At 55.5% G+C, this 23,415-nt stretch carries 16 protein-coding genes; 2 read left to right on the forward strand and 14 right to left on the reverse strand.

Annotated features, from left to right (window positions below):
- Nucleotides 1-78: 78 nt before the first annotated feature.
- Nucleotides 79-2,220: a TonB-dependent receptor gene (locus ACT3TF_RS01555; RefSeq protein ID WP_444671434.1), complete on the forward strand. Its 2,142-nt coding sequence runs from the start codon at nt 79-81 to the stop codon at nt 2,218-2,220.
- Here ACT3TF_RS01555 and ACT3TF_RS01560 read toward each other — a convergent pair.
- The 12 genes from ACT3TF_RS01560 to ACT3TF_RS01615 form a co-directional block, all read right to left on the reverse strand.
- Nucleotides 2,217-3,200: a FecCD family ABC transporter permease gene (locus tag ACT3TF_RS01560; RefSeq protein WP_096278607.1), complete on the reverse strand. Its 984-nt coding sequence runs from the start codon at nt 3,198-3,200 to the stop codon at nt 2,217-2,219. The two genes, ACT3TF_RS01555 and ACT3TF_RS01560, sit on opposite strands and share 4 nt — an antisense overlap.
- The gene (locus ACT3TF_RS01565; RefSeq protein ID WP_096278609.1) at nt 3,197-4,201 is read right to left on the reverse strand and encodes a FecCD family ABC transporter permease; all 1,005 of its coding nucleotides are present in this window, start codon (nt 4,199-4,201) and stop codon (nt 3,197-3,199) included. Before ACT3TF_RS01565 ends, ACT3TF_RS01560 begins: the two co-directional genes overlap by 4 nt.
- A complete protein-coding gene (locus ACT3TF_RS01570; RefSeq protein WP_444671566.1) occupies nt 4,195-5,136 on the reverse strand; it encodes an ABC transporter substrate-binding protein in 942 nt (313 codons plus the stop codon). The genes ACT3TF_RS01565 and ACT3TF_RS01570 overlap by 7 nt, the downstream gene beginning before the upstream one ends.
- A 105-nt stretch (nt 5,137-5,241) precedes the next feature.
- Complete coding sequence (locus ACT3TF_RS01575; RefSeq protein ID WP_096278612.1) at nt 5,242-5,574, reverse strand: AzlD domain-containing protein; 333 nt, start codon at nt 5,572-5,574, stop codon at nt 5,242-5,244.
- Nucleotides 5,571-6,293: an AzlC family ABC transporter permease gene (locus ACT3TF_RS01580; RefSeq protein WP_444671435.1), complete on the reverse strand. Its 723-nt coding sequence runs from the start codon at nt 6,291-6,293 to the stop codon at nt 5,571-5,573. The genes ACT3TF_RS01575 and ACT3TF_RS01580 overlap by 4 nt, the downstream gene beginning before the upstream one ends.
- On the reverse strand, nt 6,290-6,820 hold the full coding sequence (locus ACT3TF_RS01585) for a helix-turn-helix domain-containing protein (protein ID WP_441684515.1): 531 nt from the start codon (nt 6,818-6,820) through the stop codon (nt 6,290-6,292). Before ACT3TF_RS01585 ends, ACT3TF_RS01580 begins: the two co-directional genes overlap by 4 nt.
- A 237-nt stretch (nt 6,821-7,057) precedes the next feature.
- Nucleotides 7,058-7,846, reverse strand: coding sequence for an SDR family oxidoreductase (locus ACT3TF_RS01590; protein WP_096278618.1), 789 nt, complete (start codon nt 7,844-7,846; stop codon nt 7,058-7,060).
- Between the two features lie 24 nt (nt 7,847-7,870).
- Nucleotides 7,871-8,566: an SDR family NAD(P)-dependent oxidoreductase gene (locus ACT3TF_RS01595; RefSeq protein WP_096278620.1), complete on the reverse strand. Its 696-nt coding sequence runs from the start codon at nt 8,564-8,566 to the stop codon at nt 7,871-7,873.
- Nucleotides 8,563-10,077 (reverse strand): tripartite tricarboxylate transporter permease, encoded by a 1,515-nt coding sequence (locus ACT3TF_RS01600; RefSeq protein WP_441684513.1) that lies wholly within the window; start codon nt 10,075-10,077, stop codon nt 8,563-8,565. The genes ACT3TF_RS01595 and ACT3TF_RS01600 overlap by 4 nt, the downstream gene beginning before the upstream one ends.
- Nucleotides 10,077-10,547 (reverse strand): tripartite tricarboxylate transporter TctB family protein, encoded by a 471-nt coding sequence (locus ACT3TF_RS01605; protein ID WP_444671436.1) that lies wholly within the window; start codon nt 10,545-10,547, stop codon nt 10,077-10,079. Before ACT3TF_RS01605 ends, ACT3TF_RS01600 begins: the two co-directional genes overlap by 1 nt.
- Before the next feature lie 12 nt (nt 10,548-10,559).
- Nucleotides 10,560-11,534 (reverse strand): Bug family tripartite tricarboxylate transporter substrate binding protein, encoded by a 975-nt coding sequence (locus ACT3TF_RS01610; RefSeq protein WP_441684511.1) that lies wholly within the window; start codon nt 11,532-11,534, stop codon nt 10,560-10,562.
- Between the two features lie 67 nt (nt 11,535-11,601).
- The gene (locus tag ACT3TF_RS01615) at nt 11,602-12,126 is read right to left on the reverse strand and encodes a 2,4'-dihydroxyacetophenone dioxygenase family protein (RefSeq protein WP_096278628.1); all 525 of its coding nucleotides are present in this window, start codon (nt 12,124-12,126) and stop codon (nt 11,602-11,604) included.
- A 124-nt stretch (nt 12,127-12,250) separates the two neighbouring features.
- Between ACT3TF_RS01615 and ACT3TF_RS01620 the strand changes: the two genes are divergently transcribed.
- Entirely contained in the window at nt 12,251-13,027 is a 777-nt protein-coding gene (locus ACT3TF_RS01620) for an IclR family transcriptional regulator (protein WP_096278630.1), read from the forward strand.
- A gap of 51 nt (nt 13,028-13,078) precedes the next feature.
- Here ACT3TF_RS01620 and sstT read toward each other — a convergent pair whose 3' ends face one another.
- Together sstT and ACT3TF_RS01630 are read right to left on the reverse strand one after the other, a co-directional pair.
- The gene (sstT, locus tag ACT3TF_RS01625) at nt 13,079-14,302 is read right to left on the reverse strand and encodes a serine/threonine transporter SstT (RefSeq protein WP_444671437.1); all 1,224 of its coding nucleotides are present in this window, start codon (nt 14,300-14,302) and stop codon (nt 13,079-13,081) included.
- A 343-nt stretch (nt 14,303-14,645) separates the two neighbouring features.
- Complete coding sequence (locus ACT3TF_RS01630; protein WP_444671438.1) at nt 14,646-23,240, reverse strand: GH36-type glycosyl hydrolase domain-containing protein; 8,595 nt, start codon at nt 23,238-23,240, stop codon at nt 14,646-14,648.
- Nucleotides 23,241-23,415: the final 175 nt, after the last annotated feature.

A 23,415-nucleotide genomic window follows, 5' to 3' on the forward strand; every position in this document is an offset into this window, starting at 1 on the left:
ATGCATAATACAATCATTATCATTTGTATATGTATTACGCTTTCTCTCGATCGTTCACTCTAAAGGTATAAAAAGAACATGCGCATTAAGAATCGTCCAGTGTTTTGGCCAACGGTAACACTCGCTGGTTTGGTGGCTATGGGTCAGGCCCACGCGCAGAATACGGCTGTATCAGATTCACAACGTAGCCGTGGTGACGCCGATCAAACAATGGTCGTGACCGCCTCACGGACTAATGCCACGAAAGACGATTCTCCCCAAACGGTGCGCATTATCACTAAAGAGGAAATCGACCAGCAGCTGCAGATTTCCAGCGATTCATCGCAAGTATTAAGCAACCTGCTGCCGTCCTATTCGCCTAGCCGCCAGAAGATGAGTGGCAGCGGCGAGACGCTACGCGGACGCACCCCGCTGATTTTGATTGACGGTATTCCCCAGTCTAATCCGCTACGTCCCACAGGGCGTGAAGCACATACCATCGATTTTTCCATGGTTGAGCAAATTGAGGTCATTCAAGGTGCCAACGCCACCAATGGCGTTGGGGCGGCTGGCGGCGTGATTAACCTGATTACCAAGCGCCCGGAGCCAGGCTCTTACAACCAGCATGCAGAAATCAGGGTGACAACCCCTACCAGCGAGCTGGATAGCGACACGCTGAGCTATGAAACGAATTATGGCGTGAGTGGTAATACCGGCGATATCGATTATCTCTTCTCGGCGAGCGTCGAGAGGCAGGGGCTTTTCCTCGACGGTAGCGGTGATGCTGTCGGCGTCGATAACACGCAGGGCGATCTGATGGACTCTCGCTCCTATGACTTTTTGGGCAAGGTGGCCTACTGGATCGATGATAACCAGCGCCTGCAATTGACCCTGAATCATTTTGATATTGAAGGGCAAAATAATTACGTCAGCGTGACGGGTGACCGTGCCAACGGTGTGGTAACCACCTCTGAGCGCGGAACCCCAGAGGGCGATGTGCCTTATAATCGCGTGTGGACGACGGGGCTGAGTTACGATCACTACGATCTTGCCGGGATGCGCTTAAGTGCTCAGGTGTTCTACCAGGACTATGAGGCACTGTTTGGCGCGACCAACTCCGGGACCTTCCAAGACCCTGCTATTGCGCCAGTGGGTAGTTTTTATGATCAAACGTTGGCGACGACTAGCAAATTTGGTACCAAAGTATCGCTGACTAAAGATGATCTATTTAGCGACCGGCTCACGCTGACCGGCGGCTTTGATACGCTATTTGATGAAACGGAGCAGTACCTGTATCAATCTGACCGTACCTATGTGCCGTCGACAGAGTACACCGATCTTTCGCCTTTCATTCAAGCCGAGTTTAGGCCCATCGATTCGCTGCTTTTATCCGCTGGCGCCCGCTATGAATATGCCAAGCTGGATATCGGTGGCTACCAGACCGTCGCGGCTAACAATGGCGTTGAGGTTGAAGGTGGCGCCCCCAGCTTCAATGAAACGCTGTATAACGCCGGGGTTGTGTGGAAACCCGTTGATAACTGGAGCCTCTTCGCCAACTACTCTGAAGGATTTTCGATTCCGGATGTAGGGCGTGCACTGCGTGGTATTTCGACACCCGGACAGTCGGTCAATAGCATTGATAACCTTCGCCCCATCGTCACCGATAATATTGAGACTGGCGTACGTTTTGAAAACGGACGCTTAGCAGCTGAGCTAAGCTATTACGAATCGTCCTCTGAGTTCGGCAGCCGCCTGACGGAAATCGATGATGTCTTCTTTTTGAGCCGCGAGGAAACCGAGATTAAAGGGCTGGAAGCCTCGGTGGATTATCAATTTACCGAGCAGCATTCCGGCCGCGTGGCCTACTCACGTATGGAAGGGCGTTTTGACAGTAATGAGGACGGTAGCCTAGATTCCCAACTGTCAGGGCTTGATGTGTCGCCGGATCGCCTGGTCGCCAGCTGGTCAGCGAACTGGACGGATGAGCTCTCGACGTTTGTACAGGCAAACTATGCCTTTGATGAAACCTTTGACGAGGAAGATCGTGAGTTTGATGGCTATCTGTTAATGGATGCGGCGCTGGGATATAAACTGCCGGTCGGGCAGGTCAGCGTGGGCGTTGCCAACCTGTTAGACGAGCAGTACGTCACCTACTATTCGCAAAGCGCGCTGGTTAACGACGAGCGTTATTTTGCAGGGCGTGGCAGAACCGTTACCTTCGGCTATCGTTTGGATTTCTAACGCTGTCGGCGCGTTCTATGCAGTAGATAGACAAAGAAGGGCGCGCCGATGCCTGCTACGAAAATACCCGCAGGCAGGTCTTTCGGTAAGAAGGCCACTCTGCCAAGCAAGTCGGCGTACAGTACGATCAGCGCGCCGACCAGCGCAGAGGCGGGCACTAGCCGTGCCATATTACGCCCCACCAGCCTAGCCGCTAGGTGGGGCGCAATCAGGCCCACAAAGCTTAAGCCACCGGCGAAGGCCACCGCGGCACCGGCTAGCGCTACGCTACAGGCGAGTAATATCATCCGACTGCGCAAAATCGGCACTCCTAGCCCTTCGGCAACGCTGTCACCCAATGCCATGGCATCCGCATGACGCGCAAAGGCCAAGCAGATGGGCACAGGCACCAATAGCCACGGCAATATTCCTTCTACATCCTTCCATTGCGCGGCATACAGGCTGCCGGTTAGCCATACGTAGGCGGTCATGGCGGCGGCGTCATCGCTGATAACAATCAACAGCGTGGTACCTGCGCCAGTGGCTGCTGCAAGGCCGATACCGACCAGCACCAAGCGTGATGGGTTGATGCCGTTTTTCCAACTGAGGCTAATCACCAGCAGCGCTGATATCAGTGCGCCTAGCATGGCCGCGAAAGGCAGCCAGTGAAGACTAAAATGGGTACTCAGTAACGCTAAAAAAAGCACTGCCGCTAACGCCGCGCCGCTGGTAATGCCAATCACATCCGGAGACGCCAGCGGGTTGCGCACAATGCTTTGCAGAATAGCTCCCGCCATCGCCAGGGCAGCACCAACGAGTATTGCCAGCGCAATGCGAGGCAGCCTCAATTCCCAAATGATAAAGGTAATGTCGCTATTTTGCGGCGCGGTCAGGGCGCCCAGTACCTCGAGCGGCGGCGTTGGAAAGCTACCTAAGCATAGCGAAAGACCGGCGCTAGCCGCTAGTAACAGGCTTAGCAAAAGCACGGTGGATTTAGTCATTGGCTAGTCATCTTGCGTCGCGCCAAATAAATAAAGAAGGGCGTGCCAATGAGGGCCGTCATCACACCCACCGGCACTTCTTGCGGCGGCATTAAAAACCGTGAAGCCACGTCGGCCAGCAGCAGCAAGCAAGCGCCGAGTAACGCGCAGCTGGGCAACAGCCAGCGATGGTCAATACCAAAGATGCCTCGCGCCATGTGGGGTACGATCAGGCCCACAAAACCAATCATGCCTGCTAATGCAACAGAGCTGCCTGCCAATACAATCACGATAAGCCCTAACAGCAGTTTGATCGTGGTTGCCTGCATGCCCAGTGCCGTAACCATGTCGTCGCCTAGCATTAATGCGTTTGCGTGGCGCACTAACAGCGCGCTCAGCAGCATTGCAGCGCCGAAAAGAGGCAATAGCGGCGTGACTAGCGAAAGGTCGCGCCCTGACACCGACCCCGCCAGCCAGTAAAGGACGCTTTCAAAACTTTGCTGATCCATCACCAGCAGCCCTTGGCTGAACGAGACAAACATAGCGGTGACGGCAACGCCCGCTAACACAACGCGAAGAGGCGAAAGCTCGCCGTGACGGCCTCTGCTGAGAATGACCACGAGCGCCGCGGCGACAAGCGCGCCTAGCAGTGCGGCCCACACATAGTCAGCGGGTGTACGCAGCGGTAGGAAGGAAACCGCGACCACCACAAAAAACATTGCACCTGCGTTGATCCCCAAAATCCCCGGTGATGCCAGCGGGTTGCGTGTCATGGTCTGCATGAGCGCCCCGGCAATAGCTAAGCTGGCGCCGACCAGCGTGGCAATCACCGCGCGGGGTAAGCGCTCGGTGAATAAAATGATGTGATCGATTTGGGTGGGGTCATAGTGATGAACTGCGGCCGCTAATGATGCCAGCGGAATGTCGGTGGTGCCGAGCATAACGCTAGCGAAAAAGGCCGCAAGTGCCGTCAAGGCTGCTAGTAAAAGCCCCAGGCTTTTTGCAGTGCGGCTGTTCAGCATGTCGTTTGCTCCACGCTAGTGGCGGCAAGAGCGCGGCAGGCTTGGCGGGGCAGCGGTTGCGTCAACCCATAATGGCTATAGAGTTCATCTAGCATGGCATTTGCGGCCAGTATGCCGCCGCCCATCATCCAGCTCACGGGTTCGACTTCATACACGCGCTGGTTTTGAACGGCGCTTAATTGTTGCCATAACGGGTGAGAAGACCAGTGGCGGTAATTATTAGCAATGGCGGCATCGTCTGGCTCTAGCAGTACAAAGATGACGTCGGCATCCAGTGCCGGAATATTTTCAGTGCTGGAAAGCTTCATACCCCAGCCCTGGGTTTGTAGGGTATCGGGTTGCTCAAAGCCCAGTTCATCTAAAATGGAGCCCGCAAAACCACTGGTATAAATGCGAACGTGGTCGCTCTTGAAGCGAATGACGGCAACCTTTTGCGGCCATTCATTGCCCATTTGGGCGGCTATCTGCTGGCGAAAATCAGCAACCCGAGCGTCCCAGCGTTGCAGTAGCTCGCTTGCCTGTGCCTCTCGCCCGGTGGCATTGGCGATCATGGTAAGCGTTGTTCTGAAGCCGAACACGTTAGGCGCCGTCACCGTGGTGGCGATAGCGCTCAATAGCGGCGCTACGCGGGCATGACGAAAATCGCTGGCAACCACTAAATCAGGCGCGAGCCAGGCAATTTTTTCTAGGTTGGGCTGAGTTTCTAAGCCTACGTGCTCTACGTTAGTAAGCGCGTCACGCAGGTAGTGATACATGGGTTTTTCTAGCCAGGAATCGACCACACCAATGGGCGTAATACCTAGGGCGACGGCACTATCGGTCGCGCCCTGATACAGCGTGACGATGCGGGCTGGCGTAGTGGGCTGCTCTTCGCTAGCCTCGGCAATGGCGTAAGCCAGCGTTGCACAGGCCGCCAGTAGCACGCACCGTAACATTTTGCGGTAATGGCGGTGAGCGTTCAGGTTGAAGATCACTTTCAGACCGGCGGAAATTAGAGAGCCGCGATGATGTCATGCAGCAAAAGTCAATGCAACGCATTATCAAATGTGAGCAGCTATTTGCACTAGGCCAAAAACGGCCACCCCAGCGGCCACGGGCCAGCCTAATGAGCGTAGCCGCGACCATACTGCCAGCGTGACGGAAAGCCCAATGGCCGTTGCGATCCAGGCAATAGCACTGGGATTAACCGGCATAATCGAAACGCCCAGTACAGCGGCAATCATCAGTGGGCCGAGAATACCCAGCCACTGAGGCATATTATTGATGCCGGTATCGCTATTGAGGCGGCGCTGCATCCATAGGAAAGGGACGACGCGCATTAACAGCGTGCCGATGGCGCACGCTATAACGGCGATCCATAGCTCGGTGCTCATAGCGTGCGTCCTCCCGCCTGGAACTCCACGATATAGAAACACAGCGCGCCGCAGGCAGCGGCCAGCGGAATAGCCACATTGCTCCAGCCATAAAGCGTGAATAACAGTGCTGAAAGAATGGTGCAGCCCATCGCCAGTGCCCAGCGCTTATCGGTGAAGCGCGGCGCCACCATGGTCAGAAATAGTGCGGGCAGAGCAAACGGCATAACCTCGCCAAGCAGCGGCCAGCGTGCGGTTAACGTTTCTCCTGCGGTGGCGCCTACTACCGTGCCCACTATCCACACGCCCCATGCCAGCAAAGAGGCCCCCATAAACCAGCTAAAACGCTCGGGCGCAGACAGCTGAGGCAGCCGAGTCAGGGCGAGGGCAAAGACCTGGTCGGTTAAACCATGCATTAACCAAGGCCAGTGGCGGCTGGGTGGCAGCCATGACGCTAAATTAGGACCGTAAACGACATGTCGTACGTTGATGAGCAGGGTCATTGCCACCACTAGCCATAGCGGTGAACCCGCCGCCACCATGCCTACAAATAGAAACTGCGATGCACCGGCGTAAACAAGCGCTGAAATCGCGGCGGCTTCCCAGGTGCTAAAGCCTGCTTGAGTCGCCACCAGGCCAAAGGAGAGTGAGACCGGTATATAGCCTCCCAGCAACGGAATGGCTTCCCGGACACCTTGTACGGTTGAGCGAATAGGTGTGTGACGAGCAGGCTGGCTCATGGCGTATTGCCTTTTTCACCATAGGTGATGGTCATTATTAAAGTGGCCTCCACGGCCTGGGTGCGATAAAGATGCGGCTGGTCGGCGGAGAATGTCACCGTCTGCCCTGGGGTAAGCGCTATCGTCGCGCCATCTGGCCCCGCTTCCAGGCAGCCGCTAATCAGCGTTAGCGACTCTCGGGTTCCAGGCGTATGAGGTTCGGCGTGGCGAAGCGTATGGGGCGCACAGCGCATCCAGTAGGCATCCACTTGCGGGATGCCTTTGCCTTGATCAATCAGGCGCACCTGAACGCCATCCTCGCCTAGCGGCACGGTAATTGGGGCTACCAGCGTGCCGAAGGGGACATTGAGCTGTACCGCCAGCCGCCAGATAGTATCCAGCGTGGGGTTGCCGTTACCCTGCTCAAGGCGGCACAGGTTAGATTTAGCGATGCCTGCGTCATTGGCCAGCTGCGAAAGCGACCAGCCCCGCTCCATGCGCAGCGTCTGCAGGTGTTGACCTAGGGTACTGAGTGAAAGCTTATCCATGACGTACCGCCCAGCTGTTCTTTATATAGAACGTTCTATATAAAGAACGGTAGCCTGTCAACGATTAGTGCGCCGGTCAGGAGAGCCAGTGCGGTAATCGTGTGCCAGATCTGGGCAGGCCTGGTGTATAGATAATGGCGAGTATCATTGATAGGCAGCTGCCTGCTTTCGAATTTTCATCCGAGAAACAGGCAACTGTGAGGGGCAAGGAGTGCAAGCGAGGAGGAAGAGCAAACGTTAAAAAGTGCCGGGGTAGCTACCGCCATCCAGCAAGAAGTTTTGCCCCGTCATGTAGCCGGCATGCTGGCTGCAAATAAATGCGCAAAATGCGCCAAACTCTTCTGCCGTGCCAAACCGACCGGCAGGCACACCGCTTAGACGCTTTTCAGTCACGTCTTTCAGGCTGTGGCCAGAAATGTTGGCTTCAGATGCTAAGGCGCTTTCAAGGCGTTCTGTCTCAAACGGGCCAGGCAAAAGATTATTGATGGTGACGTTGCGACTCACCAATTGAGGCTGACGCGATAATCCTGCAATAAACCCCGTCAGCCCACTGCGAGCGCCATTAGACAGCCCAAGTACTTCGATTGGGGCTTTTACGGCACCGGAGGTAATATTCACCACGCGTCCAAAGCCGCGTTCCGACATGCCGTCAACGGTGGCTTTGATAAGCTCGATGGGTGTGATCATGTTGGCTTCTAATGCCTTGAGCCAGTCAGACCGGCTCCAATCACGAAAATCCCCCGGCGGCGGCCCGCCATTATTATTGATAAGGATATCGACCTGGGGGCAGGCCGCTAACATCGCCGCACGCACCTGCGCATCACCAATGTCGCCAGCAACGGTGACGACGTCTATACTCGGGTTCAGCGCTTTTAACTGTTGTGCCGTGGTCGCCAAGGTTTCGCTATTGCGGGCATTGATGACCAGATTCACTCCCTCTTGGGCAAGTGCCATGGCGCACCCTTTACCCAGACCCTTGCTCGCGGCACAAACCACTGCCCAGCGACCTTTAATTCCTAATTCCATCGTGGCTCTCCTGATAAAGATTGTTTAACGAGCGGCGTAGCCACCGTCCACCGGCAGAATGACGCCGGTCACAAATTTTGCTCCGGGTGATGCCAGAAACAAGGCGGGCCCTATCAAATCATCGGGTGCTCCCCAGCGACCCATAGGCGTCCGGTCTATAAGCTCCGCCGAACGCTCTTTGTCTTGAACTAACGCTGACGTTAATTCTGTCGCTATCCAGCCAGGTGCTAGCGCATTGACACGGATACCTTCGGGCGCCCAAGCAATTGCCAGTGAGCGCGTCAGCTGGGCGATGCCTCCTTTAGATGCGGAGTAGGCGGGAACAAATCCGCTGCCAAAAAATGACAGCATCGACGCCGTATTGACAATACAGCCACCTGCGTTCTTAAGCGCTTCAAAGGCCGCCTGACAGCAACGCTGGGTCCCGTTTAGATTAATATCCACGACATCGGCGAAACCTTGAGGCGTAAATTCCTTACCACCGCGTAGGATGACGCCCGCACAGTTAACCAGCACATCAATGCGAGTGAATTGAGCAAAGAACGTCGTCACGGCATCGTCATTGCGAACATCAAGCTGATATTGAAGGGCGCCGAAATCAGTGACGCCGTTGTCTGACGCCTCAACGCCCGTTATATGAACGCTGGCCTGTTCTGCAAAGGCGGAGGCGATTGCCCGGCCAATGCCGCTGCTGCCTCCAATTACGACCACGGTTTTCATGTGTTTTCCTTGTTAGCTACGTTGGGCCGGCTGCGAGCGGCTGACATGAGCGCAGACGCAATAATCGCGACCCAAACCAGCACGGCAAGGGTGCCTAGCGTGGCCGCAATCGGGCGGTCAAATAGCATCAGCAGATCACCGTTTGCTTTGATCATAGAGCGCAGGAAATTGCCTTCAACCACAGGCCCTAAAATGACCGCAAGAATCATTGGCCCGATAGGGAAGTCGTGCTCGACCATGACATAAGCAAATAAGCCTAAAATCAGCATAATCCAGATATCGAGCATGCTGTTATTAGCCGCATAGGCGCCGACGATGCAGAACAGCAAGATAAGGGGATACAGCACGCCGTGAGGTACGGACAAAATATGCCGCGCGCTTCGTATGGCGAGTAGACCCAGTGGGATCAGCAAAATATTGGCGAGAATAAAGACAATAAAAATCGCGTTAACTAACACCGCATCGGTGGTGAATACGTCCGGCCCTGGGGTAATGCCTTTCATCATCAGTACGCCGATAATGATGGCGGTGATAGTGTCGCCGGGGATGCCGAACACAAGGGCCGGTATATAGGCGCCTGAAAGCGCAGCGTTATTGGCTGAGCTAGCGGATACCAAGCCCTCTGGATGCCCAGTGCCGAATTTCTCCGGTGTGCGCGAGAGCTTGCGAGCCAAGGCATAGCTTATCCACGATGCTATATCCGCACCGGCTCCCGGCAGCGCGCCGATCAGCGTGCCCAGCAGGCTGCTGCGCGCCACCCCACCTTTGTATTTCCACAGCAGCCCGCCGACGCCTTCAAAAGGCTTCTTAACAAGCGGCATCTTAGATAGCGATATCGTGCCAATTTCAGGCAGCCGCCGCAGTAGCTCCGCTATCGCGAATAAGCCAATTAACACCGGTAAAATCGCAATGCCGTTGAGCAGTTCAGGCACCCCAAAGATAAACCGCATCTGCCCGGACACTGAACTCATGCCCACCATCGAAATCAGCAGGCCAAGCAGCATCGAGATTGCCCCTTTCACAGGATCGGTTCCTGACACGAGCACCGCACAGGAAAGACCCAGCAGGGCTAGCCAGAAATACTCATCACTGGTGAACTGGATGGCAAATTCTGCAACCAATGGCGCAAAAAAAGCCAGAATCGCAACGCCAATGACGCCGCCCACGACAGAGCAGGCCAAGTTGACGCCCAACGCCTGACCCACTTTCCCCTGGCGACCCATGAGATACGCTTCGTCAGTATACGCGGCTGATGCGGGGGTTCCCGGTATGCGAAGCAATGCGCCCGGTATATCCCCTGCGACAATCGCCATCGCAGTGGCCGACACAATGGCACCAATGGCGGGAAGAGGGTCCATGAAAAATGTGAGAGGGACTAACAACGCTGTTGCCATGGTGGCGGTCAGTCCAGGGATCGCGCCAATGAAGAGCCCGAAGATTGAGGCCCCTAGAATCACTAGCAGCACCTGCCAATCAAATACCATTGCTAATGATTGCTGTAGTTCCATCATTAGTAGATCACCTCTTCTAGGATGCCTAATGACAGTGGAACGAGCAGTAGTTCGGCAAAGGTTAGCCAAATGATGAGCGTCGCCACGGCAGCCACGCTAATCGCCAGCCACCATCTTCCCTTAGTGAAGACGCCGATGAGCACAGTCAGCATGATGAGTGAGACAATGGGAAAGCCAAGAGCCGGCGTTAGGAGTATGTAGCCAGCCACGGCTGCCACCACGGCCATGATACAGAACAGCACATGGCCGATAGGAATAGCGTCTTGCCAAACAATTAACGGCCCTTTTTGAATCCAACCGCGTAGACAAAGTATCAAGCCCATCGCTATTAATAAGACCGCTACCAGCGTCGGGAAGGTTCCCGCGCCATAGTCCTGGCGCGGAAGAGAGGGAAAGTCTTTTGAGAGCCAAACGGTAATAGTGCCGAGTAGAACGGTTAAAAGCCCCAGGATAAAATCGTGAATACGCATGGTCTTCCGGCCTTACTGGGCCAGCCCCAGCGTTTCGATGATCTCGGCATTATTAGCATCTGATTCGGTCATGAACTGAAGGAACTCTTCTGGTCCACGCCACTCGGTTCCAAAGCCACGCTGCTGCATGAAAGACTGGAAGTCATCGGATTCGTAAACTTTCTGAGCAGCTTCGGCAAGCGTTGCGACGATATCCTCAGGTAGCCCTTTGGGGCCCGCTAGCCCGCGCCATGTGCCGGCTGTCCAAGGCTGGCCGGTCTGCTCTGCGGCGGTAAGAATGTCTGGAAAGGTCGACAGCCGCTCATCTGAGAATACGGCGAGCGTATCAATACGGTCTGCTTGGCGCATGGACTCAGATTCCGGCAGTGACGAGAATACGAAGTCCACGCCGCCGGCCGCTAACTCTTGTAGTCCAGGCGCGGCACCTTCACTCGGAACAAGGGCGACAGAGTTGGGATCAATACCCTGCTGGTTAAGCAGGCCAGCAAAGGCCAAGTGGTAAGCCGCCCCCGGGGCCGAACCCGAAACAGTGTACTGATTAGGGTTTGCTTTGATGTCGTCAAGTGCGGCCTCTAACGAATCCCAGCCAGAGTCCGCATTGACACTGAAAGCAGCAGAATCAAAGTTGACTAGCGCGATGGGGGTAAGGTCTTCATATGAAATGGCTGACGTGCCGATATGCCGATACGTCGTGATTTCAGCCGTCGGCAGGCCAAGCGTGTAGCCATCAGGCTTGCTCATGGTGATCGCCGTATGGCCGATAACGCCAGCACCGCCGGTTCGGTTGACCACGTTGACCTGCTGCCCAAGCTCTTTCTGTAAGCCACTTGCTAACTGGCGCGCAACGGCGTCCGTACCACCGCCAGCGGACCAAGGCACAATCAGTTGGATAGGCTTCTCCGGGTAGTCGGCTTGAGCAGCCCCAGCCGATAGAGCGATGGCCAGGAAACCGGCGCCGAGAACGAGGGGAGACGAGGTTATTTTCATGGATACATCCCTTATTACTTGTTGTTTGTGGAGAGTTGTTTGCATAAATGAAGCCGCGGTAATGGGCTTAGCGAATGAACTGGTCGACGTAATCGCTGCCCAGACCACACTCTGAGTAGTGTTTGCGGCACATATCAATTTTAGAGAAAACATCCTCATACCCCAGATGCTTGCCCCACGGGTCGACGTAGTACATCACGCCGTTTACCTGAAATAGCGTGATCATTTCCTCAACATCGTCATCGACCACCAAGGTGTGTGTTTCCCCTGGAGGCTCATAAACGTAGCTGCCCTCCGTGGCCTCCCAGTCGTGTTCGAGGTAGCGCCACCTGCCTTTGAGCACTACACCATGTACGGGATTGGGATGACGATGGCGACTCAGAACGCCGGATTTACGCACCCGCAGCAAGTTCACCCAGTAACCCTGTGAAACGTTGAGGCATAAGGGGCGAAAATGGACGTTTTCAGCCTGGGGTACCCAAATACGTTCGTCTGTGGGAATAGCGTGCGGCACGACAATATCCGCAGCAGCTTCCGCTGGCTGGGCGTATTGATAAGGCATCCGTTTATGTTGTTCTTGAATATCGGTCATCTTATCTCCGTCCATAATGTGGACATTTAAATCATAATGTGGACAATTGAAATCTAAGACACCCAGGTCACTTCGTCAATGATGGTTAAGTCGCACGATATTAGACATTCGTCTTGGAGGACGTATGAGCGAGAGGATTGAGTCCATTACCCAGCGGCCACCGGTACAAGGAGCCGCAGCGCTCGTCAAAGGTTTACGTGTGCTGCAAGTGATTCCCGAGTTAGGGCCACAGGCGCATGCAAAAAATATTCAGGAGCGCCTCGGCTTGCCGCGTCCTACCGTGTATCGACTGCTCAATACACTTGAGCAGGAGGGCTTTATTGAGCGCAATCCAATAAGCGATGAATACGCTCTTGGTCGTCAGTTGATTCACCTGGCACATCAATCGCTGACTCGCAGTGATTTGCGCGAGAGGGTGCGGGGAGTGATGCACGAGATCAGCCAGCAGACAGGGGAGACCGTGCATCTGGCGATTCCGTATGGTTATCACATGACGTTTATCGATAAGGTCGAATCGGCCGACGCCGTGCGTATGGCCTCTTATATCGGTATGCCGGTGCCTATGCACTCAACCGCGGTGGGTAAAGCCTACTTGGCCGCACTGAGCGAAGAAGCCTGCGAACAATACCTAGCGCGGCTAACGCTGGAACCGATCACGGTACAAACATTGACGAGCCTGGAGGATTTACGAGGGGCACTGGCAGTGACGCGCAAGCAGGGCTATGCCATTGACGATGAAGAAAATGAGCTAGGTATTATCTGCTTCGGTCAAGCGGTGAATGGCGTCGATGGGCGCGTTTCGGGGGCGATCAGCGTTAGCGTGCCGCGCTACCGTTTTCAGGAGGGGACCGCCCACCATATCGTGACGACCATCCAAGAGCACCTTAGCGCGCTGCACTGAGGGCTCTTGCAGCGCTTATGATGAAAACAAGCCATTCCTCTAGATTGGCGGTTAAGAGTGCATCTTTTCTCTCGCCTGACAGGCCGCTGCGGTGAACAGTACATCAGTCGAGGAGTTAAGCGCGGTTTCGGTTGAGTCCTGCACCACGCTGATCACAAACCCAATAGCTACTGCTTGCATGGCCACTTCCGTCGGGATGCCGAACAGGTTAGCAGCCATGGGAATCAGCATTAGTGATCCGCCCGCCACGCCTGAAACGCCGCAGGCCGCTAGCGCTGAAACCATGCACAGCAGCAGCGCTGTGGGGAAGTCAACGTTAATGCCCAGCGTATGGGTAGTGGCCAGCGTTATCACTGTAATGGTGATAGCCGCACCACACATATTGATCGTCGCTCCCAGCGGAATCGAAATAGAGTAGGTATCGGCATCTAACTTCAGGCGGCGGCACAGCTCCAAGTTAACCGGAATATTTGCGGCCGAGCTACGAGTGAAAAAAGCGGTAATCGCGCTGCCACGCAGACAAGTAAATACCAGTGGGTAAGGGTTTTTTCGGGTAGTTAAGTAAACCAACAGCGGGTTGGTTACTAGTGCGACAAATAGCATGCAGCCCACAATTACGCCCAGCAGCTGGGCGTAATTGAGTAGAGCCTCAACGCCAGATTCTGCCAGCGTACCGGCCACTAAACCAAAGATACCCAGCGGCGCTAAGCGAATCACCAGCGTTACAATGCGGGTTATCGCCGTGGATAAATCACTTAAGGCTTGCCGGGTGGTATCGCTAGCTTGGCGAAGCGTTAAGCCAAGGCCGATTGCCCACGCTAGGATAGCGATAAAGTTCGACTCCATCAGCGCGCCAACGGGATTGGTAACCGCATTTAACAACAGGTCGCGTAGAACGTTAACGATGTTCCCAGGCGGGTTGCCATCCACTTGCACTGCGCTCAAGGCAAGTTCAGTGGGAAATAGAAAGCTTGCTGCTACCGCAATTAACGCAGCGATTAGAGTGCCTACCACATATAGCACCAGCACGGGACGAATATGGGTTGGCTGACCTTTTTGATGAGCAGAGATGGCAGCGGCGACCAGTACAAACACCAAAATGGGAGCCACCGCCTGCAACGCGGCAATAAATAGCTGGCCAAATAGTGCCACATTGCCAGCCATGCCCGGTGCAAACAGGGCTAGCAGTACTCCAGCAACGATACCCATTAAAATCTGTGGGATAAGACCTAGCCGTAAAAATGGCCGAAAAACGGCTTGGACAGTAGCGATCATTGCGCAACTCTTAGATAGTGGGAAGTGAGTGGCGTTGCGGCAAGGGGCCGCTAACGCGCTTGAATCGGGCGGTATTCTATCAGTTGCGGGTATGCCATGGGCGGCTGTGTCAAAATCTTGGCGCACATCTCCTAAAAGAGAAACAGGATATATAATGCGTTGGACGTTGAGTTTTAACATTCAGTGATGCATAAAGCGTAACTTGCTACTTTCTATAACAATTCAGGCAAATTTCTAATGCTTATCAAAACGTTGTTGGTTGCACTTGTAGCGCGAATGATTTCATCATTCGCGCTAGCTGCTGACTACTATGTGGATATTACTAACCGCACTGGCTATACCATCATACCGCGCTGTCTGGCGCTATGAACATCTCAAGCTGATGGCGCTCGCCGTCCAGCGGGATACGAACATCGCCCTGTGGTCGTGTCAGTGAATGGCCATCTAGTAACGCATAAGCTTCCTCGCTAGTTGTGGCTATGGTGACGGCATAGTGCGTGGCGCCGATGCTGAAGGCGGCACTAAAGCCTGGCCAGTCGCTAGGTAAGCAGGGGGCGATAACCAGCCATCCACCTTCTCGGCGGATACCCAAGATGCCCTCAATACCCGCTCGGTACATCCAGCCTGCTGACCCCGTGTACCATGTCCAGCCACCGCGCCCTGTGTGCGGCGCAACGGAGTACACGTCCGCGGCCACAACATAGGGTTCAACGCGATAACGAGCCGCGTCATCGGCCGTTAGAGCATGGTTAATCGGGTTGAGAAGTGAAAAGAGCGCGTGTGCCTTGTCGCCTTCGCCGAGCTTCGCAAAGGCTAATATCGCCCACATAGCCGCATGGCTATACTGCCCGCCGTTTTCACGCATACCGGGTGGATAGCCGCCAATATAGCCAGGATCGCGCTGGGGTTGGTCGAATGGAGGCCAGAACAATAGCGCAAGCTGTTCGTCTTGCAGGATGAGTTCGCGTTCAAGCGAACCCATGGCAAGCGCCGCCCGGTGCGGCTCTGCTGCCTCCGAAAGTACTGCCCAGGACTGGGCAATCGAATCAATCCGGCACGCATCGCTTGTCTTGCTGCCCAGCCAGCTACCGTCATCAAAGGTGGCGCGCCGATACCACTGACCATCCCAGGCGTTACTTTCCAACGCTAAACGCAGGGCCGTTGCGTGGGCGCGCCATCGCTTGGCTCGGCTAGCCTCGCGCTGCTCTGCAAAGGGTAAAAAAAGCTCAAGGGTATGTAGCAGCAGCCAGCCTAACCAGACACTTTCGCCTTTGCCCGCTTCGCCAACACGGTTCATGCCGTCGTTCCAGTCGCCTCCGCCGATCAGCGGCAGGCCGTGTTCACCCGTTAATGTCATGCTCTGGTCTAAGCCGCGGGCGCAGTGCTCAAATAACGAGGCGCTTTCTGCCGCGACCATCGGCTGGAAGAAACAGTCGGGCTCGTCAGGCGCGAGCAGAGCGCCTTCAAGAAAGCTTACCGGCTGGTCGAGCACATCTTCGTCATGGGATGTCGCGATATATCGGGCGCAGGCATAGGCTAGCCATACTCGGTCGTCGGAAATGCGCGTGCGCACGCCTTGGCCAGAGTGTGGTAGCCACCAGTGCTGCACATCACCTTCAACAAACTGGCGCGATGCGGCCCGCAGCAGGTGCTGTCGAGTGGTTTCGGGGCTGGAAAAGGTTAGCGCCATACCGTCTTGCAGCTGGTCGCGAAAACCGTACGCGCCGCTGGCTTGATAGAACCCAGAGCGAGCGGTGATCCGACAGGCAATGGTTTGATAAAGCAACCAGCCGTTAAGCATGATATCCGTGGCGCGGTCGGGCGTGGTTACCTGCACGGCATTGAGCTGGGCTTGCCAGTGTGCGTGAACCGCGGCGAGTTCAGCATCAATGTCGGCCTGGCGATAACGCGCAATCAGCGCCTGTGCCTCCGCGGTTGATTTCCCCTGGCCCATCAAAATGACCACATCCACGCTTTCGCCCACCGCTAGCGTCACGCTGCGCTGTAGCGCGGCACACGGATCTAATCCCGCACCGTGAGCGCCAGAAAGCGGCGCCTTAGTGCGTAGCCCCGCAGGCGCTGACAGACTGCCGCCAAGGCCAATGAATTCGCCGCGGTCGGCTGTCCAGCAGGCAGGCTGAGAACCGACATCGACAAACGCGACTCGGCCTGGAAAGGCAATGTTCCAAGGTTTTTCGACCATCAATGCACCGCTTTCAGCATCCGGATGCGAAACTAGCAACGGTGCCGAGGCGCTGCGCGATGTGCCCAGCACCCACTCTGCATAGGCGGTTACCGATAGCTTGCGTGGCCGGTCTGAATGATTGCTCAGTCTTAATCGTGAAATCCTAAGCGGTGCATCTAAGGGAACAAAGTGTAGTAACGCTAGCGCGATACCATCGGTTTGATGCTCAAACTGGCTATAGCCGAAACCGTGCCGCGCCAGGTAGCGGCCCTGATCCCGCACCGGGCGGGCGGTGGCGGTATAAAGTGCCAGCGATTCTTCATCACGGACATAGATAACGTCGCCACAGGGGTCTGCCACCGGGTCGTTTGACCACGGCGTTAACTGGTTTTCGCGGCTATTATCCGCCCATAGATAGCCCGCGCCCTCTGCCGATACTTGGAAGCCAAAGCCCTCATTAGCGATAACGTTAATCCAAGGGGCGGGTGTTGAGCTGCCTTCATCAAGTACTGTGACGTACTCGCGGCCATTGTCGGCAAAGCCGCCTAGGCCGTTAAAAAACTCAAGCGCTGGAAGCGGCTCAGGTGCAGGATCGCTGGCCTTAATGGGGCTGTGCTTGGGCAATAAGGTGCGCTGTAAGTCTGGCAGCACCGATTTAGCGGGATGGGCGGGCAGCGTCAACGCTAATTGATGGGCAATGTTGCCTCGCTGAGCCATTAATGCAACGCAGGCCACCGACTGCAGCTGCATGCGTACTTCCAAGCTTATGAGATCAGCACGCAGCGCTACGATGCTGCCGTGGACATGGCCAGAGCGCAAATGTGGCCGCGCCTGGCTGCTGAGTACCGCGGTCTCGATGGCTTGCTGCAAATCTTGAATATAGGAGGAGGCTCGCTCGTTGATAATCACTAGGTCCACGACTAAGCGTTTCATGCACCAGTATTCATGCGCGCGCAGCAGCTGATGCACCTGGGCAAGATCATCAATCGTGTCGATACGCAGCAGCACAATGGGCCGATCACCGGAAATCCCATGTTGCCAAAGCCGTGACTGTGGCCCGGCGCCTCGCTCTATGGCATCCGCAGGCGCTCTAAAACGCGCGTCTGGATATAAAATCGGCGCGGCTAAGCGTTGAAAATCAGCGGCTTCCTCCGGTTGAATGGCTAAGTGGCGAAGCTGAACCTGAGCCTGAGTCCAGGCCAGTGTTTTGGCGCGTTCAAAGGCGCTGTGATGATGGTGCTTATCTATTAAGTCGATAAGTGCTTCGCGCGAGGAAGCCACCACGGTCCAGTAAGCGATCCGAGCGGCTTTGCCTGGTGCTAGGCGAAGGCGGTAACGCAGCGCAAATATTGGGTCCAGAACGCTGCCGACCGTACTTGACAGAGGCTGCCCATCGCTAAGCGCGGCGGCGCTTAACATACTTTCACCACGGCCTAAGAACCGAGCGCGGTCGGTCTCAAACTGCAGCTCGCCCACAGTGTCGCCTTCCACGACGGCAAAGTGGGCCGCCCATACCGGCTCTTCGTCAGGCGTGCGCTTTCTGCGTGTGGCCACTAGCGCGCTGAAAGCTTCCAAATACTCGGTCATCACAAACATTTTAGCGAAGGCCGGATGAGCATTGTCGGCATCCGGCGTGGTCAGCACTAATTCTAAATAAGAAGTAATGTCTATATCGCGGGCGCGCCGACCGCTGTTAGTCAGCGAGAGGTGGCGTACTTCGCTATCGTCCTCGCCGGATACCAACACTTCCATATGCGTGGTGATATCGTTGTGACGATGCGTGTAACGCGCGTAATCCTCGGCAAAGGTTACCTGGCTATGCTGGTCGGTGATGTCGGCCGCGTGCCTAGCCATTTGTCCTGTCGCGGTCCATATGCTGGGAGATTGGCTGTCGCGTAGAAAGATAAAGCTTCCCAGGTGGTCGCGGGTGGCGTCCGGCTGCCAGCGGCTAATCGCGATGTTGCGCCACCGACTGTAGCCGCCACCGCTGGCCGTTAGCATCACTGAGTAGCAGCCGTTAGAGAGTAAATGAGTCACCGGCGCGGCGCTGGCCACCGTGGAAACGTGGCGCATCGTTTGCGCCTCGTTAATACTCTGGCTGGCGGTTGATTTCACCTCTTCAGCGCGGGGATGAATGATGGCTACATCGCGGGGAACACGCTCTTGCAGTAACAGCTCGCTGGCCTGAATCATTGGCTCGCGGTGAAAGCGCGCGCGCATTTGACCATGATTCAAGGTATTGGCAATCGCCACGATAGTCATGCCCTGATGATGGGCCATAAAGCTGCGCACAATGACCACCGTTTCGTCAGCCGGCAGCCTTGAACGGGTAAAGTCGAGCGCTTCATAGAAACCGTAGCGGCCTAATGCGCCCATCTCCGCTAGGCGGTTAAAGTTTCGACAGGCGCCGCTGGGGTCAACCATGGTGGCTAAACCGGTGGCATATGGTGCGATTACTAGGTCCGCAGAGAGCCCGCGCTTGAGGCCCAGGCCCGGCACGCCGAAGTTGGAGTATTGATAGGTGAATTCCAAATCTCGGGCGCTGTAGGCTGATTCGGAAATGCCCCAGGGGGCGGAGCGCTGAGCGGCATAAATTTCTTGGCGTTTCACTACCAGTCGATTGGTTTGTTCGAGTAGGCTGCCGCCGGGGGCGCGCATCACCAGTGACGGCATCAGGTATTCGAACATTGAGCCTGACCACGAGATCAGCGCAGAGCCGAACGTTAATGGGGTTGCCGCACGGCCAAGCCTAAACCAGTGGCGAGTAGGAATATCGCCTTTGGCAATGGCAAACAGGCTGGCTAGTCGCGCCTCGGAAGCCAGCAGGTCATAACAGCTGGTATCCAGGCAGTGATCATCCAGCGAGTAGCCAATCGATAGCAGCTGGCGCTCAGTATTGAACAGAAAGGCAAAATTCATCCCCATGGCAAGGCGTCTAGTAGATTCAGCCAGTTGCTTCAGGCGCATGACGAGTTGACTGTCTTCCTGATGGGACTGTTCCTCTTGGTTTTCTCTGTCCTGGCGGTGCTGCGTCACGGTGGCATGCAGTGTTTGTATCCAGAACAGCAGGTCATCGCTATTGCTTACCAAACTGAGGGTTTTGTCGATGAGTAGTGCGGTATTCGCCAGGCATTCTGGCCCCATTGCATCGCCTTTGAGCAGACCTTCAATGGCATCAAAGTGCACCGTGAGCTGAACCACGTCTTTTTCTGGAAGCGTTGAGGCCTGTGCAAGTGCCTGACGAGCAAGATATAAAGTGTCGGCGATACCTGCGCGTGGGTCGGGTAGGTAGGTGGCTTGCTGCCAGGTTTCGCAGGCGTTAGCGATGACGATGAGATGGCCTGCCAGGTTGCCGCTATCAACCGTTGAGACATAGCGTGGGTTCAGCGGGCGTAGGTCGTGAGTCGCATACCAGTTATAGAAGTGCCCTCGGTAGCGTGGCAGCGTCAGCATAACGTTAAGCGTCGCTTCGAGGCGCTCTAGCGCTTGATGGGTACCTATCCAACCAAAATCTCGGGCGGCCAGTGTGGAAAGAAGATACAGCCCCATATTCGTAGGCGAGGTACGTTGAGCCAGTACGGGCTGTGGGTCTTCTTGAAAGTTATCCGGCGGTAAACGGTTATCGGTGGCGGTGACAAAGGTTTCAAAGTAGCGCCACGTGCGCCGTGCAATCACGCGTAGCTCAAGGGCTTCATCGGCCGAAATAGAGGGCTGAACCACGGCACTTTTATTGCTGCTTAGCCACCAGGCAGCGGCCGGTGCCGCCAACCAAAGTAGCGCCATAGGAACGGCGATTGGCCACACATCGCCTGCTGACCAAAGCGCACTAATGGCCACCGCTAGCCCAAGCGCAGTGCCCGGTGCCATGCGTTGGTAAAACCCTAAGATGCTCAGTGCCGGGCTTTTCATCGACTGCGCCGCCGAGGTCCATTCAAGCAGGTGCCGGTGAGTGATTAATACACGGTTTAAGGTTCTAGCAATGGCATCCAGCATGCGCCATGCCTGATCGGGTAAAAAAACCACCTGCAGCAACACCTGACTGCTACCCAGCGTTAGTTCGTCAAACCAAAGATGATAATGATGGCGTAGCTTGGCTTTCGCTCGGAAAGGGATAAACGATGTGGCTAACGAAAGCAGCACCGGGGCTCCCATAACGACCAACAGCAATAGCGTGCTGATGATGGCCATGCTGAGCGGTAGCTGCCAACTGACGGCAAAGCCTGCAAGCATCAGGGGGGGCAATAGTGAGCGGCGCAGATTGCCCAGCATTTTCATCCGCCCGGTAAGCGGCAGGGCTGAGGTCTTTAGCCATGGTAGTAGCTGCCAGTCGCCGCGGGTCCAGCGGTGCTGTCGCTTAGCGGCAACGTCATATCTTGCCGGAAAATCTTCAATTACCTCGATGTCAGAAGCGAGCCCCGCGCGGGCAAAGACGCCTTCAAACAAATCATGGCTGAGTAGGCTATTGTCGGGTACTCGACCCGCCAACGATGCTTCAAAAGCATCAATGGCATAGATGCCTTTACCCGCAAACGAGCCTTCGCCGACTAAGTCCTGATAAAGATCTGAAATAGTGGCGGCATAGGGGTCAATGCCGCCGGGGGATGAGAAGAGCCGCTGATAGATAGAGCCTTCGCCCCCGGTAGGTAACGATGGGGTGACACGAGGCTGTAAAATCGCGTAACCCTCTACTACTCGCTGTTTTCGCTGATGAAGGCGCGGCTGGTTTAACGGGTGTGCCATTTTGCCGATCAGCCGGCTTGCCGCACCGCGAGGCAGGCGCGTATCCGCATCGAGGGTGATCACATAGCGAATATCACCAGGCACTGCGGGTGGATTGATAAAAGTGGTGTCGGTGGCTCCGCGCAGTAGACGATTAAGTTCATGCAGCTTGCCGCGTTTACGCTCCCAGCCCATCCAGGTGTTTTCAGTACGGTTGAATACCCGTCGCCGATGCAGTAAGAAAAAGCGCTTATCGCTGCCAGTGACGCGGGAGCTGGCTGACGTTTGAGCGCTACCCGCCAGGCCATAACGTTCATTTAACTGCTCGATCAGCCTGTGGCCCGTGGTTAATAGCACTGTCTCTGCTGGAGAATCCGCTTGATGAGCATCAATGCCGTCAGTCAATAGCGCGTAGGTTAGTGCCCCGTCACCGCTAGATAAATGATGTACTTCCAGACGCTCAATCTGTTCACGCAGCTCCTCTTCACTGGTGAGCAGCGTTGGCACGACCACCAGCGTACGACAGTGGGCAGGAACACCTTTGGAGAAATCGAGGCTGGGCAGCGGCTGGGCATCGATGCAGTTAATAAACAAGCGATTAACGATCAGTGTGGCCACTTCAACAATAGGCAGTAGTGCGAGTACGCCGAGTAGGAGTAGCCAAGCTAGCGAAGCATCGCTTATCGCCAATGGCAGGGCGGCTAGTGTACTGCCGGCCAGCACTATTAAACACAGTGTCACCGCCGCCACTGTCACGATATAGCTGCTAATCCCGTAGTGAATAAGTGTGCGGCGCAGCCGTTGACGAGGGGAGGGGGCAAATCCCACCGTTTGTTCGAGAGTAGTGCGCCCCGAGCCAATTAAAAAGTAGCCAGGATCGCCCATGCGGGCAGCTTCTATTGAGTCATCGGTGCTTGCCACTGTCTTGTGCGATAGAGCAAGCGCTGCATCCACAATCTCAAGCTCTGAGTGCTTAGAGCCACGCGCGAGTTGTTCTATTGCGCTGCGATACTGGTTGCGGGTGGGGAAATCTAACTGCTCAAAGCCGCTGTGTTGCCCCAGCCTTCTATCCACTAAGCTGACGCTTTCAAATAGCTCCGCCCAGTCGATGCTGGACACCAGCCGCATACTGGTGATGACATTGCGCACGCTAACGTTGGCAGCACCTTGGCGCTGTTGAGCGTGCTGAACCACTTCATCAATGGTTTCACCCTGAAGGCGGAGTTGTTCCTCTAGCCAGCCAATGAGCGGGCTGCTGCGCGGGTCTAAGCCGCGTACTCGTTTAGCGAGTTGAGCGATAAACGGCTCAGCCAGCGCTCCTTTGTGAGAGTTAAAGGTACGAATGCCTTCACTTAGAGTGTCAAGCGCCATTGCCGCTGGCTGATCGGACGGCGCTAGCCATTTAGCCGCGAGGTCATCGGCTGCGTCTCTCGCCGTTTGTTCGCTGATCATTTGATCGGCTAGCCGGCGCAGATTTTCCACCAGCACAATGCGCAGCGTGATAGCAACGGCCCATAGCTCGCCAATGGTGAGCGGTTGAACACGCTGATATGCGCTAATAAAGGTGTGTAGATTAGCCAGATCAACATGACTATCGGTGTGCGCCACAAATGCCCATGCGATGCCAAAAACTCTTGGATACCCGGCGAATGGGCCGCTTGCAAGCTTAGGTAGCTGGCGATAGTAGCCGGGGGGGAGATCGCTGCGAATCTCTCGAATTTGAGATTCAATCAGGTGGTAGTTATCAAGTAGCCAGGCGGCTGCGGGAACGATGTCGCGGTTGTTTGCGAGCGCTGATGCGCTAGCGCGATAAACGCTTAGCAGCGTTTGCGCGTTAGCATCGAGTCGTCGCGTTAGTGATACTACTTTGGGTGGGATGCTGGTTACTTTTTGAGCCAGTGCCAGGCTGCCAGCATGCTGTTCCAGGCGCTCTGCGCTGAAGAGTTCCTCTCTAACGGGGGTGGTAGAATCCCACGGCGCTGCAAACGCATGGTGCGGACGCACAAAACGGAGAAATTGTTTCACAGGTTCCATCCTGGTGAGAGTGCGCTTCAAGAGCCACACAAACGATACTTCCTTACCAGGACAGTGGTCGTGCCGCGCGCCTTCGTCCGTGCGCTAGCGCACATAGCATGGATTAATTGCGCTTTGTTTAGATGTTTAAGCCTTGTTAGTTATTAATTATCAGTGATTGGTTATTTTGGATTGG

The sequence above is a fragment of the Halomonas sp. AOP25-F1-15 genome (genome assembly GCF_052378675.1).
In the GTDB taxonomy this organism is placed as follows: domain Bacteria; phylum Pseudomonadota; class Gammaproteobacteria; order Pseudomonadales; family Halomonadaceae; genus Vreelandella; species Vreelandella casei.